The 13,058-nt window shown below is 70.8% G+C and carries 14 protein-coding genes; 12 read left to right on the forward strand and 2 right to left on the reverse strand.

Annotated features, from left to right (window positions below; all coding sequences use genetic code 11):
- The 8 genes from K0M70_RS00885 to leuB form a co-directional block, all read left to right on the forward strand.
- The coding region (locus K0M70_RS00885) for a thiamine pyrophosphate-dependent enzyme (RefSeq protein WP_290778038.1) at positions 1-738 on the forward strand (738 nt) is incomplete at its 5' end.
- Positions 722-958, forward strand: a complete 237-nt coding sequence (locus tag K0M70_RS00890) for an ACT domain-containing protein (RefSeq protein WP_290778042.1) — start codon at positions 722-724, stop codon at positions 956-958. The genes K0M70_RS00885 and K0M70_RS00890, both read left to right, overlap by 17 nt.
- Positions 949-1,815 (forward strand): branched-chain-amino-acid transaminase, encoded by an 867-nt coding sequence (ilvE, locus tag K0M70_RS00895; protein WP_290778045.1) that lies wholly within the window; start codon positions 949-951, stop codon positions 1,813-1,815. The genes K0M70_RS00890 and ilvE overlap by 10 nt, the downstream gene beginning before the upstream one ends.
- The gene (locus K0M70_RS00900; protein WP_290778047.1) at positions 1,808-2,872 is read left to right on the forward strand and encodes a threonine dehydratase; all 1,065 of its coding nucleotides are present in this window, start codon (positions 1,808-1,810) and stop codon (positions 2,870-2,872) included. The genes ilvE and K0M70_RS00900 overlap by 8 nt, the downstream gene beginning before the upstream one ends.
- Positions 2,869-4,413 (forward strand): 2-isopropylmalate synthase, encoded by a 1,545-nt coding sequence (locus tag K0M70_RS00905; protein WP_290778050.1) that lies wholly within the window; start codon positions 2,869-2,871, stop codon positions 4,411-4,413. Before K0M70_RS00900 ends, K0M70_RS00905 begins: the two co-directional genes overlap by 4 nt.
- Positions 4,414-4,420: 7 nt before the next feature.
- Positions 4,421-5,836 carry a 3-isopropylmalate dehydratase large subunit gene (gene leuC / locus K0M70_RS00910; protein ID WP_290778053.1) on the forward strand — a complete coding sequence of 472 codons (1,416 nt, stop codon included), beginning with the start codon at positions 4,421-4,423 and terminating at the stop codon, positions 5,834-5,836.
- Positions 5,833-6,429, forward strand: coding sequence for a 3-isopropylmalate dehydratase small subunit (gene leuD, locus K0M70_RS00915; RefSeq protein WP_290778056.1), 597 nt, complete (start codon positions 5,833-5,835; stop codon positions 6,427-6,429). The genes leuC and leuD overlap by 4 nt, the downstream gene beginning before the upstream one ends.
- A complete protein-coding gene (gene leuB, locus K0M70_RS00920; protein ID WP_290778059.1) occupies positions 6,419-7,507 on the forward strand; it encodes a 3-isopropylmalate dehydrogenase in 1,089 nt (362 codons plus the stop codon). Before leuD ends, leuB begins: the two co-directional genes overlap by 11 nt.
- Positions 7,508-7,518: 11 nt before the next feature.
- Here the strand turns inward: leuB and K0M70_RS00925 are convergent, their stop codons facing one another.
- A complete protein-coding gene (locus K0M70_RS00925; RefSeq protein WP_290778062.1) occupies positions 7,519-7,881 on the reverse strand; it encodes an Hpt domain-containing protein in 363 nt (120 codons plus the stop codon).
- Positions 7,882-8,050: 169 nt separating this feature from the next.
- Here K0M70_RS00925 and ppa point away from each other — a divergent pair, with 169 nt between their 5' ends.
- Positions 8,051-8,599, forward strand: coding sequence for an inorganic diphosphatase (gene ppa, locus K0M70_RS00930; protein WP_290778065.1), 549 nt, complete (start codon positions 8,051-8,053; stop codon positions 8,597-8,599).
- Between the two features lie 86 nt (positions 8,600-8,685).
- Here the strand turns inward: ppa and K0M70_RS00935 are convergent, their stop codons facing one another.
- Positions 8,686-9,264 (reverse strand): DUF4136 domain-containing protein, encoded by a 579-nt coding sequence (locus K0M70_RS00935; protein ID WP_290778068.1) that lies wholly within the window; start codon positions 9,262-9,264, stop codon positions 8,686-8,688.
- Between the two features lie 195 nt (positions 9,265-9,459).
- Between K0M70_RS00935 and zwf the strand changes: the two genes are divergently transcribed.
- The 3 genes from zwf to edd all read left to right on the forward strand — a co-directional run.
- On the forward strand, positions 9,460-10,917 hold the full coding sequence (gene zwf, locus K0M70_RS00940; protein ID WP_290778070.1) for a glucose-6-phosphate dehydrogenase: 1,458 nt from the start codon (positions 9,460-9,462) through the stop codon (positions 10,915-10,917).
- 11 nt (positions 10,918-10,928) lie between these two features.
- Positions 10,929-11,627, forward strand: a complete 699-nt coding sequence (gene pgl / locus K0M70_RS00945) for a 6-phosphogluconolactonase (protein ID WP_290778073.1) — start codon at positions 10,929-10,931, stop codon at positions 11,625-11,627.
- Positions 11,628-13,058 (forward strand): phosphogluconate dehydratase (gene edd, locus K0M70_RS00950; protein ID WP_290778076.1); only part of this gene is annotated, 1,431 nt, incomplete at its 3' end. It lies immediately after the preceding gene.

Raw genomic sequence — 13,058 nt, forward strand, 5'->3', positions numbered from 1 at the left:
ACCGGCGTACAGCCCGACTGCGCCCCGTGGCTGAACCACTGCCTGGCCCAGCGCGAGCAGCACGCCGCACGCTACGACGCGCCCGGCCGCGACGTGTTCGCGCCGGCGCTGCTGCGACGCCTGTCGGAGATCGCGCCGCGCGACGCGATCGTCGCCTGCGACGTCGGCCAGCACCAGATGTGGGTGGCCCAGCACTGGAAGTTCAACCATCCGCGCAACCACCTGACCAGCGGCGCGCTGGGCACCATGGGCTTCGGCCTGCCGGCCGCCATCGGCGCGCAGTTCGCCTGCCCCAACCGCACCGTGGTGCTGGTCAGCGGCGACGGCAGCTTCATGATGAACCTGCAGGAGCTGGCCACCGTGGCCCGCTGCAGGCTGCCGATCAAGATGGTGCTGCTCGACAACCAGGCCCTGGGCATGGTTCGGCAGTGGCAGGAGCTGTTCTTCGAGAAGAACTTCAGCGAAGTGGACCTGAGCGACAACCCCGACTTCGCCGCGCTGGCCCGCGTGTTCGGAATCCCGGCACTGCACCTGGACAAGCGCGAAGACGTCGAGGACGCGCTGCACGCGCTGATGGCGACGCCCGGCCCCGCCTTCCTGCACGTGTCCATTGATGCCCGCACCAACGTCTGGCCCCTGGTGCCGCCCAACCAGAGCAACGCCACCATGCTGGACGCCGAGCCGGCCCCGGTCGCCAGCGCGCCCTTGCCGGAGCCCGCCCATGCGATACCGGCTTGACCTGGTGCTGCGTCCGGCCGAAGGCGTGCTGCTGCGCGTGCTCGGCACGGCCGAGCGTCGTGGCTTCACGCCGCTGGCCATCAGCGGCGAACAGCCCCCCGACGGCGGCGACTGGACGCTGCAGATGACCGTGCGCGGCCAACGTCCGCCCGAATCCCTGCAGCGCCAGATCGAACAGCTGCACGACTGCCTTTCCGTGGAGATCGCCCCATGTCCCTGAACCTGTGGTTCGACGGCCGCATTGGCCGCCAGGACCAGATGAGCGCCCCGCTCACCACCCACGCCATGCACTACGGCACGGCGGTGTTCGAGGGCATCCGCAGCTACGCCACGCCCGACGGCGCGGCCGTGTTCCGCCTGCCCGAGCACCTTGAGCGCATGCGCAAGGGCGCGGCGGCGTTCGGCGCAGAGTTCGACGTCAATGAAGCGGCCGCGGCGGTGATCGCCGTACTGCGCTCCAACCAGCACCGCGACGCCTATATCCGCCCGCTGATGTGGTACGGCACCGGCTCGCTGGGCCTGGACGTGGCGCCGCTCACCAAGCACCTCATGATCGCGTCCATGCCGTGGGCGCCGCACCTGGGCGAAAAGCCCGTGCGCCTGACGGTGTCCCCGTTCCGCCGCAACCGCGCCGAGGCGATGCCGCCGCTCAAGCTCAGCGGTGCCTACGTGAACTCCATCCTGGCCAAACGTGAAGCCGGCAGCCGCGGCTTCGACGATGCGCTGTTCATCGACGACGCCGGGTTCGTGGTCGAGTGCACGGGCGTGAACGTCTTCCTGGTGAAGGACGGCAAGGTCACCGCCGTGGAGCATCCCGACGCCCTGCCCGGCATCACTCGCGACACGGTGGTGGCCCTGGCCGGCGCGGATTCGCGCCCGGTCACGCTGGAAGAATTGCTGGACGCCGACGAAGTGTTCGTCACCGGCACCTCGGCCGAACTGCTGCCGGTGGCGGCCCTGGACAACCGCGACTACGGCGCCTCGCCGGTGGCCAATGAACTGCGCACGCGCTACCTGCGCATCGTGCGCGGCGGTTCGCCGGCCCACGCCCATTGGTTGACTGCGGTAAATGGCTGAGCGCGCGCCGCCGCCGGAGGACGACGTTGGCGTCGCCGACGTGCTGGCCGCGCACGCCCGCCTGCGCCGCTACCTGCCGGCCACGCCGCTGCACTACGCCGAGCGCTTCGGCACCTGGCTGAAGCTGGAAAACCTGCAGCGCACCGGCTCGTACAAAGTGCGCGGCGCCCTGAACGCCCTGCTGGTGGCGCGCGAGCGCGGCGACCGCCGTCCCGTCATCGCCGCGTCGGCCGGCAACCACGCCCAGGGCCTGGCCTGGGCCGCGCATCGCCTGGGCATGCAGGCCATCACCGTGATGCCCGTCGGCGCGCCGGAAACCAAAGTGGCTGGCGTGGCCCACTGGGGCGCCACCGTGCGCATGCACGGCAACAGCTTCGACGAAGCGCGCGCGTTCGCCATTGAGCTGGCCGCGCAGCACGGCTACCGCTTCCTGTCCGCCTTCGACGATCCCGACGTGATCGCCGGGCAAGGCACCGTCGGACTGGAGCTGGCCGCGCACGCGCCCGACGTGGTGATCGTGCCCATCGGCGGCGGCGGCCTGGCCACCGGCGTGGCGCTGGCTTTGAAATCGCAGGGCGTGCGCATCGTTGGCGCCCAGCCCGAGGGCGCCGACAACATGGCCCGCGTCCTGCGCGGCGACGACAGCGCGCCCGTGCCCGGGGCCACCCTGGCCGACGGCGTGCGCGTGCGGCACCCGGGGCAGATCACCCGCCGCCTGCTGGCCACGCTGCTGGACGACCTGGTGATCGTGCGCGAAGCCGAGCTGCGCGAAACCCTGGTGCGGCTGGCGCTGGAAGAGCACGTCATCGCCGAAGGCGCGGGCGCCCTGGCCCTGGCCGCTGGCCGCCGGGTGTCGGGCAAGAACAAATGCGCCGTGGTGTCGGGCGGCAACATCGACGCCACGGTGCTGGCCGGCCTGCTGTCGGACGTGCGCCCGCGCGCACCGCGCAAGCCGCGGCGCCGGGCCGAATCGCGACCGCTACGAACCGTGACCCCCGTCCTCGTCCGCCCCGTGCAAAACGCCCCGAAAGTATTGGAACAGGAGTTCGCCCCATGACCACCGACCGCATCCGCATCTTCGACACCACCCTGCGCGACGGCGAACAGTCGCCCGGCTGCAGCCTGCGCCCGGCGCAGAAGCTCGTGATGGCGCGCGCGCTGGCCGACCTGGGCGTGGACGTGATCGAAACCGGCTTCCCCGCCAGCTCGGTCAGCGACATGGAGGCCACCGCGATGATCTCCGCCGAGATCCGCGACGTGCGCCTGTGCGCCCTGTCGCGCTGCACGCCGGGCGACGTCGAGGCCGCCGCCAAGGCGCTCGAACACGCCCGCAAGCCGCGTATCCACGTGTTCATCTCCACCAGCCCGCTGCACCGCGAACACAAGCTGGGCCTGAGCCGCGAACAGGTGCTCGAACGCGCCGTGGAAGGCGTGCGCCTGGCCAAGCGCTACGTGGACGACGTGGAGTTCTCGGCCGAAGACGCGCTGCGCACCGAAGAAGACTTCCTGGTGGAGATCTTCGGCGCCGCCATCGCTGCCGGCGCGCGCACCATCAACGTGCCCGACACCGTGGGCTACACCACGCCCGAGGAAATCCGCGGCCTGTTCCAGCGCCTGATCGCCCACACGCCGGGCGCCGACCAGGCCATCTTCAGCGCCCACTGCCACGACGACCTGGGCCTGGCCGTGGCCAACTCGCTGGCCGCCATCGAAGGCGGCGCGCGGCAGGTGGAATGCACCATCAACGGCATCGGCGAGCGCGCCGGCAACGCCGCGCTGGAAGAGCTGGTGATGGCCCTGCGCGTTCGCGGCGCCCACTACGGCGCCACCACCGGCATCGACAGCCGTGCGCTGCTGCAGGCATCGCGGCTGCTGTCGCGCCTGACCGGCATGTCCGTGCAGCGCAACAAGGCGGTGGTGGGCGCCAATGCGTTCGCGCACGAAGCCGGCATCCACCAGCACGGCATGCTGCGCAACCGGAACACCTACGAAATCATGCGGCCCGAAGACGTGGGCTGGCCGGCGTCGCAGATGGTGCTGGGCCGCCACAGCGGCCGCCACGCGGTCAGCGACCGCCTGCGCGCCCTGGGCCTGCCGCTGGAGGACTTCGAGTTCGAACAGTTGTTCTCCCGCTTCAAGAAGCTGTGCGACCACCAGCGCCTGGTGCGCGACGCCGACCTGCAGACGCTGGTAATGGGCGACGCCGCCGTTGAAGGCCGCGGCTACCGGCTGTCCGCGCTGTCGGTGAGCGACAGCGGCAAGCGCGCCCGCGCCCACGTCGAACTGTCCGACCCCGAAGGCCACCTGGTCACCGAGATCGCCGAAGGCGACGGCCCGGTGGCCGCGCTGTTCGAAGCCATGACCCGCGCCACCGGCGTGCCGATGCAGCTCGAGAGCTACCAGGTGCACAGCATCGGCATCGGCGCCGACGCCCGCGGCGAAGCCAACCTGAGCGTGCGCTGCGACGGCATTGAGCATGCAGGCCTGGGCACCAGCCGCGACATCATCGAAGCCAGCGCCCTGGCTTGGCTGGACGTTGCCAACCGCGTGCTGCGCCAGCGCGAAACCGCGTCTTCCTCCCTCGCTGCCACCGCCTGAGCCCACCATGACAACGCCCCGCACCCTGTTCGACAAACTCTGGGATGCCCACGTGGTGGTGCCCGAAACCACCGCCGCACCCGCCGTTTTCTACATCGACCTGCACCTGATCCACGAAGTGACCTCGCCGCAGGGCTTCACCGAGCTGGCCGCGCGCGACATCGCGCCGCGCCGCCCGGACCTGACCAAGGCCACGCTGGACCACTCCACGCCCACGCTGCCGGCCGACGCCCACGGTGAACTGCCGTACCACAAGCCCGAAGCCAAGGCGCAAGTTGAACGGCTGCGCGACAACTGCCAGGCGCACGGCATCGAGATCTTCGACCTGGGCTCGGCCGATCGCGGCATCGTGCACGTGATCGCGCCCGAGCTGGGCCTCACCCAGCCGGGCATGAGCATCGTCTGCGGCGACAGCCACACCAGCACGCACGGAGCCTTCGGCGCCCTGGCGTTCGGCATCGGCAGCAGCGAAGTGGGCCACGTGCTGGCCACGCAGTGCCTGCTGCAGCGCAAGCCCAAAACCCTGGCCATCACCATCGACGGCCCGCTGGGCGAAGGCGTCGGCGCGAAAGACGTGGTGCTGCACGTCATCGGCCGCATCGGCGTGAACGGCGGCACCGGCCACGTGATCGAGTTCCGCGGCAGCACCGTGCGCGCGATGTCCATGGAGGCGCGCATGACCCTGTGCAACATGGCCATCGAAGCCGGTGCCCGCGCCGGCCTGGTGGCGCCCGACGACGTCACCTTCGAATGGCTGTCGCGCACGCCGCGCGCGCCGCAGGGCCGCGCTTTCGACGCCGCCGTGAAGCGCTGGCGCGCGCTGGCCACCGACGAAGGCGCCGCCTTCGACCAGGAAGTGCACGTGGACGCACGCCGCATCGCGCCCGCCGTCACCTGGGGCACGCACCCGGGCACCGCCATCGGCGTGGACCAGCGCGTGCCCGAACCCGCCGACGCCGCCGAGGCCCAGGCCCAGGCCTACATGGGCCTGCAGGCCGGCGCCGCCATTGCCGGCACGCCGGTGGACGTGGTGTTCGTGGGCTCGTGCACCAACGGCCGGCTGTCGGACCTGCGCGACGTGGCCAGCGTGCTGGCCGGGCGCCGCGTGCACCCGCGCGTGCGCATGCTGGTGGTGCCGGGCTCGGAGAAGGTGAAGCGCGAGGCCGAAGCCGAGGGCATTGACCGCATCGTGCGCGCCGCCGGCGCCGAGTGGCGCGAGCCCGGGTGTTCGATGTGCATCGCCATGAACGGCGACATGGTCGCGCCCGGCCAGCTGGCCGTCAGCACCAGCAACCGCAACTTCGAAGGCCGCCAGGGCCCGGGCGCACGCACGCTGCTGGCCTCGCCGCTCACCGCCGCCGCATCGGCCGTGGCCGGCGTGGTGGCCGACGCCCGCAGCCTCGCCGCCACGGAGGCCGCATGAACGCCGTCATGAACGTGATTCGTTCCCGCGCGGTGGTGCTGGCGCAGGCCAACATCGACACCGACCGCATCATCCCCGCGCGCTTCCTGTCCACCACCACGCGCAGCGGCCTGGGCCAGCACGCGTTCGCCGATTGGCGCGTGCGCAGCGACGGCAGCGTGGACCCGGAGTTCGCGCTGAACCGTCCGCAGAACGCGGGCCGCAGCATCCTGCTGGCCGGCCGCAACTTCGGCTGCGGCAGCTCGCGCGAACACGCGCCCTGGGCGCTCACCGACGCCGGCCTGCGCGCCGTGGTCAGCAGCCAGGTGGCCGACATCTTCCGCGCCAACGCGCTCAAGAACGGCCTGGTGCCCGTGGTGCTGGACGAGGCCGTGGTGCAGGCGCTGATGCAGCGGCCAGACGACGAACTCGAGATCGACATCGCCGCCGGCGAACTGCGCACGCCCGATGGCCAGCGCCACGCCTTCGCGCTGGACGCCTTCGCCCGCACCTGCCTGCTCGAAGGCGTGGACGAACTGGGCTACCTGCTGGCGCGCGACGCCGACATCCAACGCTACGAAACCACGCACCGGGAGACCTCACATGTCGTTTGAAATCGCGGTACTGCCCGGCGACGGCATCGGGCCCGAAGTCACCGCCGCCGCGGTGGCCGTGCTCAAGGCCATCGGCCGCAAGCACGGCCACGCCTTCCGCTTCAGCACGCACCTGATGGGCGGAGCAGCCATCGATGCCACCGGCGAACCGCTGCCCGCCGCCACGCTGGACGCCTGCCGCCGCGCCGACGCCATCCTGCTGGGCGCCGTCGGCGGCCCGAAGTGGTCCGACCCGTCGGCGAAAGTGCGCCCCGAACAGGGCCTGCTGGCCCTGCGCCAGGAGTTGGGCCTGTACGCCAACCTGCGCCCCGTGCGCCCGCACCCCGTGGCCATGGGCGCGTCGCCGGTGAAGCCGCACTTGCTGGCCGGCGTGGACCTGCTGGTGGTGCGCGAGCTCACCGGCGGCCTGTACTTCGGCGAAAAGAAACGCCAGGCCGACCGCGCCAGCGACCTGTGCGAATACACCGTGCACGAGATCGAGCGCGGGCTGCGCCGCGGCTTCGGCTTCGCCCGCGCGCGGCGCGGCAGGCTGGCGTCGGTGGACAAGGCCAACGTGCTGGAAACGTCCCGGCTGTGGCGCGAAACCGCGATTCGCCTCGGCCGCGACGAATTCCCCGACGTGGCGCTGGAACATCACCTGGTCGATTCGATGGCCATGTACCTGATCTCCCGCCCGCGCGACTTCGACGTGGTGGTGACCGAAAACCTGTTCGGCGACATCCTGACCGACGAAGCCTCCTTGCTGGCCGGCTCGCTGGGCCTGCTGCCCTCGGCGTCGCTGGGGGACGGCCCGCGCGGCCTGTACGAACCCATCCACGGCTCGGCGCCCGACATCGCCGGGCGCGGCATCGCCAACCCCTACGCCACCATCCTCAGCGCCGCGCTGCTGCTGCGGCACTCACTGGGGCTGGAAGCCGAGGCGCTGGAGATCGAACTGGCGGTGTCGGCGGCGCTGGATGCCGGCGTGCTGACGGCCGACCTGGCGGCGCCGGGACAGTCGGTGTCCACGCAGGCCGCCGCGGACGCAGTGCTGGAACGCATCACCCAGCATTGCCAGGTGGCCGAGCTGCGCGATTAGATACTGCGGGTTCAGATCTGCGGAACTTCCTGCAGCAGCAGGATCAGCGCGTTGCGCACCGCGCGGCGCAGCTGGTTGAAACGGTCGGCCATTTCCTGGCCGTGCAGGTCGGTGATGTCGTGGTGTTCCAGGCCGTGGCAGACCTCCACCAGCTGGCTGGCGCCCATGGCCAGTGCGGCCGAGCGCAGGTAGTGGGCCGATTTGCCCAGCTCCTCCAGGTCGCCGGTCTGCTGGGCTTCTTCCATCTTTCGCACCAGGTCCGGCGCCTCGTGCACGAACATGCGCACGAACTGGCTGAACGATCCCGGCTGGTCGCGGTCGAGCATGCGCAGCAGTTCCAGGGCTTTGGGTTCAAGAAGCGGCGCAGCTGCCATGGCGGGGGTTTCCGATGGACGACGGGCCTATTCTGGGGGCTGGGCCGGCCCCTGCCTAGACCTGCCATAAGTCGTGTGCAAACCCCGCTGGAGTGCGGGCTCCAGCCCTTTCCCGTATCCTTCAGCCCCCACATGGACGCCCTCCCCCGGGCTGCACAGGAGTATTGCCATGGGCCTTGACCTGGTCCCCACCGGCCGCGACGTGCCGAACGAAATCAACGTTGTCATCGAAATTCCCAAGGACGCCGAGCCCGTCAAGTACGAGGTGGACAAGGAAACCGGCGCCATCTTCGTCGACCGCATCCTGTCCACGCCCATGCGCTACCCGTGCAACTACGGCTACGTGCCCCACACCCTGTGCGGCGACGGCGACCCGGTGGACGTGCTGGTCATCCTGCCCCTGCCCCTGATCCCCGGCGCCGTGATCCGCTGCCGCCCGGTGGGCATGCTCAAGATGAAGGACGAAGCCGGCGAAGACACCAAGCTGCTGGCCGTGCCGATCGACAAGGTGTTCGGCGGCTACTCGCACATCCACGACATCGCCCAGGTCAGCCCGCACTGGCTGGAGCGCATCGGCCACTTCTTCGAACACTACAAGGACCTGGAAAAGGGCAAGTGGGTGAAGCTTGACGGCTGGGAAGGCGCCGAATCGGCCCGCCGAGAAATCCTGGACTCCGTGCAGCGGTTCGAGGCGAGCCCCGAGAAGCTCAACTTCTGAGCTGCATCACGGCCGCCCAGCGAAAAGCCACCCTTTCGGGTGGCTTTTTGCCTTCACGGGGAAGCTGACCTGACCCCGTTCCGCGGTCAGCGGGGGCCGGCGCGGTGGGGGTATTGGGCGAAGATCTCGCCGATGGCCTGGTTGACGCGGGCGTCGCGCTCGGAGGGCTTGGTGTTGGCCATGCGGCCCACGGCCACGCCTTCCCAGACCAGCTGCTTTTCACGGGCGTCCACCAGGTCCACGTTGAGGGTGCCTTCGGCGTAGTTGTAGACGTCGGTGCGGTTCACCCAGTACGACGACGACACGTAACCGCGGAAACGGTAGTCGTAATACAGGCGCTGCTGCAGCTGCGGCGTGCTGATCACGTCCTGGCGCTCGTTGATGTAGGCGTTGATGTTCACCAGCAGGTCGGGCCGGGCCTCGTCGTAGACATAGCCGCGGGCTTCCATCTCGCGACGGGCGGCGGACTTCATGCGCTGGCTGGCGGGGGTGGCGTAGCCCTTGTCTTCAACGGCCAGCGGCTCGAAGAAGGCGAAGCTGCTGTACCTGCTGAAGTCGGCCGACGGATCAGTGTCGGTGGTGATGCGCGGGCCAGTGGCACAGCCGGCCAGCAGGACGACCAACAACAGCAGGGCGAGGCGGGTGGCAGCGACGGGGGTTCTCATCACACATCTCCAGGAAGTTGCTCGATGACGCTAGCACGCGGCGGCGGCGGCGTATGAACCGGCGCTAAGCGCCCGCGCACCCTCGCGTGTCTGCATCGGAGATGAGTGTGCGGCATGCCATGTGAAATCGTATGCATGGCCGGCTCAGGGCCGGCCGCGGCGTATGCTTGGGTCGACCTTCACGGAACACCCCCCATGACCAAGCCCCCGGCCTCGCTGCTGGTTCTTTTCGGCGCCACCGGCGACCTGGCCCAGCGCATGCTGTTGCCGTCCCTGTACGACCTGCAGCGCGACGGCCTGCTGCCGGCGGAGCTGCGAATCCTGGCCACCTCCCGGGCCGAGCACGACGACGACGGCTTCCGCGACCTGGCCGCCCGCGCCATCCAGTCCCAGTGCGACGGCAAGGCCGAGCCCGGCCAGCTGCGCGCCCTGCTCGAACGCATGCACTACCAGTCTGCCGACAGCGGCTCCCCGGAGGCCATGGCCGCCCTGGCCGCGCGGGTGAAGCAGCTCAAGCGCGGCGACGTGCTGTTCCACCTGTCCACCGCACCGAAACTCTATGGCCCGATCTGCGAAGCGCTCGGCCAGCACGGCCTGGGCGGCAGCGACAGCCGCGTGCTGCTGGAAAAGCCCATCGGCCACGACCTGGCCAGCGCCTGCGCCATCAACGACGGCGTGGCCCGGGTGTTCGACGAGGACCGCGTGTTCCGCGTCGACCATTACCTGGGCAAGGAAGGCGTACAGAACCTCCTGGCCCTGCGCTTCGGCAACGCCCTGTTCGAGCCACTGTGGAACGCGCGCCACATCGCCCAGGTGCAGATCACCGTGGCCGAGACGGTGGGCGTGGAGGGCCGCGGCGACTATTACGATCATTCCGGCGCCATGCGCGACATGCTGCAGAACCACCTGCTGCAGCTGCTGTGCCTGACGGCGATGGAGCCCCCGTCGCAGTTCGATCCCAGCGCCGTGCGCAACGAAAAGATCAAGGTGCTGCGCTCGCTGCGTCCGATCACCGGCGCCGACGCGGCCAGCCACAGCGTGGCCGGCCAGTACACGGCCGGGGCCATCGGCGGCCAGGCCGTACCCGGCTACCGCGACGAGCTGGGCCGCGCCTCGAACACCGAAACCTTCGTCGCCCTGCGCGCGCACGTGGACAACTGGCGCTGGTCGGGCGTGCCCTTCTACCTGCGCACCGGCAAGCGCATGGCCGCGCGCAGCACCGAGATCTACCTGCAGTTCCGCGCCGTGCCGCATTCGATCTTCGGCGCCCACAGCCGCGCCGAGCCCAATGCGCTGGTGATCCGCCTGCAGCCCGAGGAGCGCATCTCGCTCGAGCTGATGACCAAGAAACCCGGCCTGGACCGCGACGGGCTGAAGCTGGCGCAGGTGGCGCTGGACCTGGACCTGCACGATGCCTTCGGCGCCGAGCGACGCCGCACCGCTTACGAACGCCTGTACCTGGACGCGCTGGAAGGCAACGGCACGCTGTTCGTGCGCCGCGACGAAACCGAAGCGGCGTGGCAGTGGGTGGACGGCATCCTGGGCGCGTGGCGCGAGCAGGGCCAGGGGCCGCGCCCCTACCCGGCCGGCACGTGGGGACCCAGCAGCGCCGTGTCGCTGACCGAGCGCCACGGCCACAGCTGGCGCGACTGAGGCCGCCGCGCATGCCCTGGACCACCCACCAGCACGCCGACCCCCAAGCCCTGGCCGAGGCCTGCGCGCAAGCGCTGCAGGCCGCCACCGCCGCAGCGCTTTTGGCGCGCGGTCGGGCCCAGCTGGCGATAGCGGGCGGCCGCACGCCCCTGCCCGCGCTGCGGGCGTGGGCGCAGCGCGGCGTCGTGGATGCGCGCGTCGCCATCACGCCCACCGATGAACGCTGGGTGCCGCCCGCGCACGCCGACGCCAACCTGGCCCGCCTGCAGGCCTGCTTTCCGTACGAAGGCGGCCCCACGTGGCGGCCGCTGGTGCCGCTGGCGCCTGGCCCCGCGCCGTCGCTCGACACCGCGCTGCATTCCCTGGCCGCGATGCCCGGCGACTTCGACCTGGTGCTGCTGGGCATGGGCGAAGACGGCCACATCGCGTCGCTGTTCCCGTCCGACCCGGGCCTGGCCGTCGCCCTGGCCAGCGCCGACGACGCGGTGATCGGCCGCCCCACGCCGCCCCCCGCCGACGCTCCGCACCCCCGCATCAGCCTGACGCTGACGCGCCTGCTGCGCAGCCGCCGTCGCCTGCTGCTGGTAAGCGGCGAGAACAAGCGTGCCCTGCTTGAACAGGTGCAGCGCACACCGGATGCTGCGCGTTGGCCGGTGTCCGCCCTGCTGCACGCGCCCGGCCCGCCGGTCGAGATCCACTGGAGCCCCTGAATGTCCCTGCATCCTGTTGTCAAAACCGTGACCGAGCGTATTCGCCAGCGCAGCGCCGGCCCCCGCGCGGCCTACCTGGCGCGCATCGAAGCCGCGCGCGAAACCAGCCCGGCGCGCGGCCGCCTGAGCTGCGGCAACCTGGCGCACGGCTTCGCCGCCGCCGAAGACGACAAGCCGCGGCTGCGCGCCACGCACGCCCCCAACCTGGCCATCGTGACGTCGTACAACGACATGCTGTCGGCGCACCAGCCGTTCCGTTTCTACCCCGAGCTGATCAAGATGGCCGCGCGCAACGCCGGCGGCAGCGCCCAGGTGGCCGGCGGCGTGCCGGCGATGTGCGACGGCGTCACGCAGGGTCGGCCTGGCATGGAGCTTTCGCTGCACTCGCGCGACGTGATCGCGATGGCCACGGCGGTGTCGCTGTCGCACGAGATGTTCGACGCCACCCTGCTGCTGGGCGTGTGCGACAAGATCGTGCCCGGCCTGCTGATCGGCGCGCTGTCGTTCGGCCACCTGCCGGCGGTGTTCGTGCCCGCGGGACCGATGCCGTCGGGCCTGCCCAATGTGGAAAAGGCGCGCGTTCGCCAGGCCCACGCCGAAGGCAAGGCCAGCCGCGAGGAACTGCTGGCCGCCGAGGCCGCGTCCTACCATTCGGCCGGCACCTGCACCTTCTACGGCACCGCCAACTCCAACCAGATGCTGCTGGAAATGATGGGGCTGCAGCTGCCGGGCACGTCCTTCGTCACGCCCAACACGCCGCTGCGCGACGCGCTCACCGTGGCCGCCACCGAGCGCGCCTGCGCGATCACCGGCCAAGGGGACGACTACCGGCCCATCGGCCGCACGCTGGACGAGAAGGCCATCGTCAATGCCATGGTGGGCCTGGCGGCCACCGGCGGATCCACCAACCACGCCATCCATCTGGTGGCCGTGGCGCGCGCCGCCGGGCTGCACGTCACCTGGGACGACCTGGACGAGCTGTCGCGCGCCCCGCCCCCGCTGGCGCGCGTGTACCCGAACGGCCAGGCCGACGTGAACCACTTCGCCGCGGCCGGCGGCCTGCCCTTCGTCATCCGCGAGCTGATCGACGGCGGCCTGCTGCATCCCGACATCACCTGCGTTGGCGGCGGCGACCTGCGCGCCCAGGCGCGCGAGCCGTGGCTGGACGACGGTGCGCTGAAGTGGCGCGACCCGCCCACGCACAGCGGCGACGCCACCGTGCTGCGCCCGCTGTCGGATCCGTTCGATGCCGAGGGCGGGCTGCGCTGCCTCACGGGCAACCTGGGGCGCGCCATCGTCAAGGTGTCGGCGGTGAAGCACGAGCACCGGCGCATCGAAGCGCCCGCGCGCATCTTCGCTTCGCAGGATGAAATGCTGGGCGCGTTCAAGGCCGGCCAGCTCACCGGCGACTTCATCGCCGTGGTGGGGGGG

It is taken from the genome of Arenimonas sp., assembly GCF_019459675.1.
In the GTDB taxonomy this organism is placed as follows: domain Bacteria; phylum Pseudomonadota; class Gammaproteobacteria; order Xanthomonadales; family Xanthomonadaceae; genus Arenimonas.

Excerpts from the sequence above, each read along its gene's own strand:
- K0M70_RS00890 (WP_290778042.1), top strand. The coding sequence starts at position 722 with ATGCGATACCGGCTTGACCTGGTGCTGCGTCCGGCCGAAGGCGTGCTG.
- ilvE (WP_290778045.1), top strand. The coding sequence starts at position 949 with ATGTCCCTGAACCTGTGGTTCGACGGCCGCATTGGCCGCCAGGACCAG.
- K0M70_RS00900 (WP_290778047.1), top strand. The coding sequence starts at position 1,808 with ATGGCTGAGCGCGCGCCGCCGCCGGAGGACGACGTTGGCGTCGCCGAC.
- K0M70_RS00905 (WP_290778050.1), top strand. The coding sequence starts at position 2,869 with ATGACCACCGACCGCATCCGCATCTTCGACACCACCCTGCGCGACGGC.
- leuC (WP_290778053.1), top strand. The coding sequence starts at position 4,421 with ATGACAACGCCCCGCACCCTGTTCGACAAACTCTGGGATGCCCACGTG.
- leuD (WP_290778056.1), top strand. The coding sequence starts at position 5,833 with ATGAACGCCGTCATGAACGTGATTCGTTCCCGCGCGGTGGTGCTGGCG.
- leuB (WP_290778059.1), top strand. The coding sequence starts at position 6,419 with ATGTCGTTTGAAATCGCGGTACTGCCCGGCGACGGCATCGGGCCCGAA.
- K0M70_RS00925 (WP_290778062.1), bottom strand. The coding sequence starts at position 7,881 with ATGGCAGCTGCGCCGCTTCTTGAACCCAAAGCCCTGGAACTGCTGCGC.
- ppa (WP_290778065.1), top strand. The coding sequence starts at position 8,051 with ATGGGCCTTGACCTGGTCCCCACCGGCCGCGACGTGCCGAACGAAATC.
- K0M70_RS00935 (WP_290778068.1), bottom strand. The coding sequence starts at position 9,264 with ATGAGAACCCCCGTCGCTGCCACCCGCCTCGCCCTGCTGTTGTTGGTC.
- zwf (WP_290778070.1), top strand. The coding sequence starts at position 9,460 with ATGACCAAGCCCCCGGCCTCGCTGCTGGTTCTTTTCGGCGCCACCGGC.
- pgl (WP_290778073.1), top strand. The coding sequence starts at position 10,929 with ATGCCCTGGACCACCCACCAGCACGCCGACCCCCAAGCCCTGGCCGAG.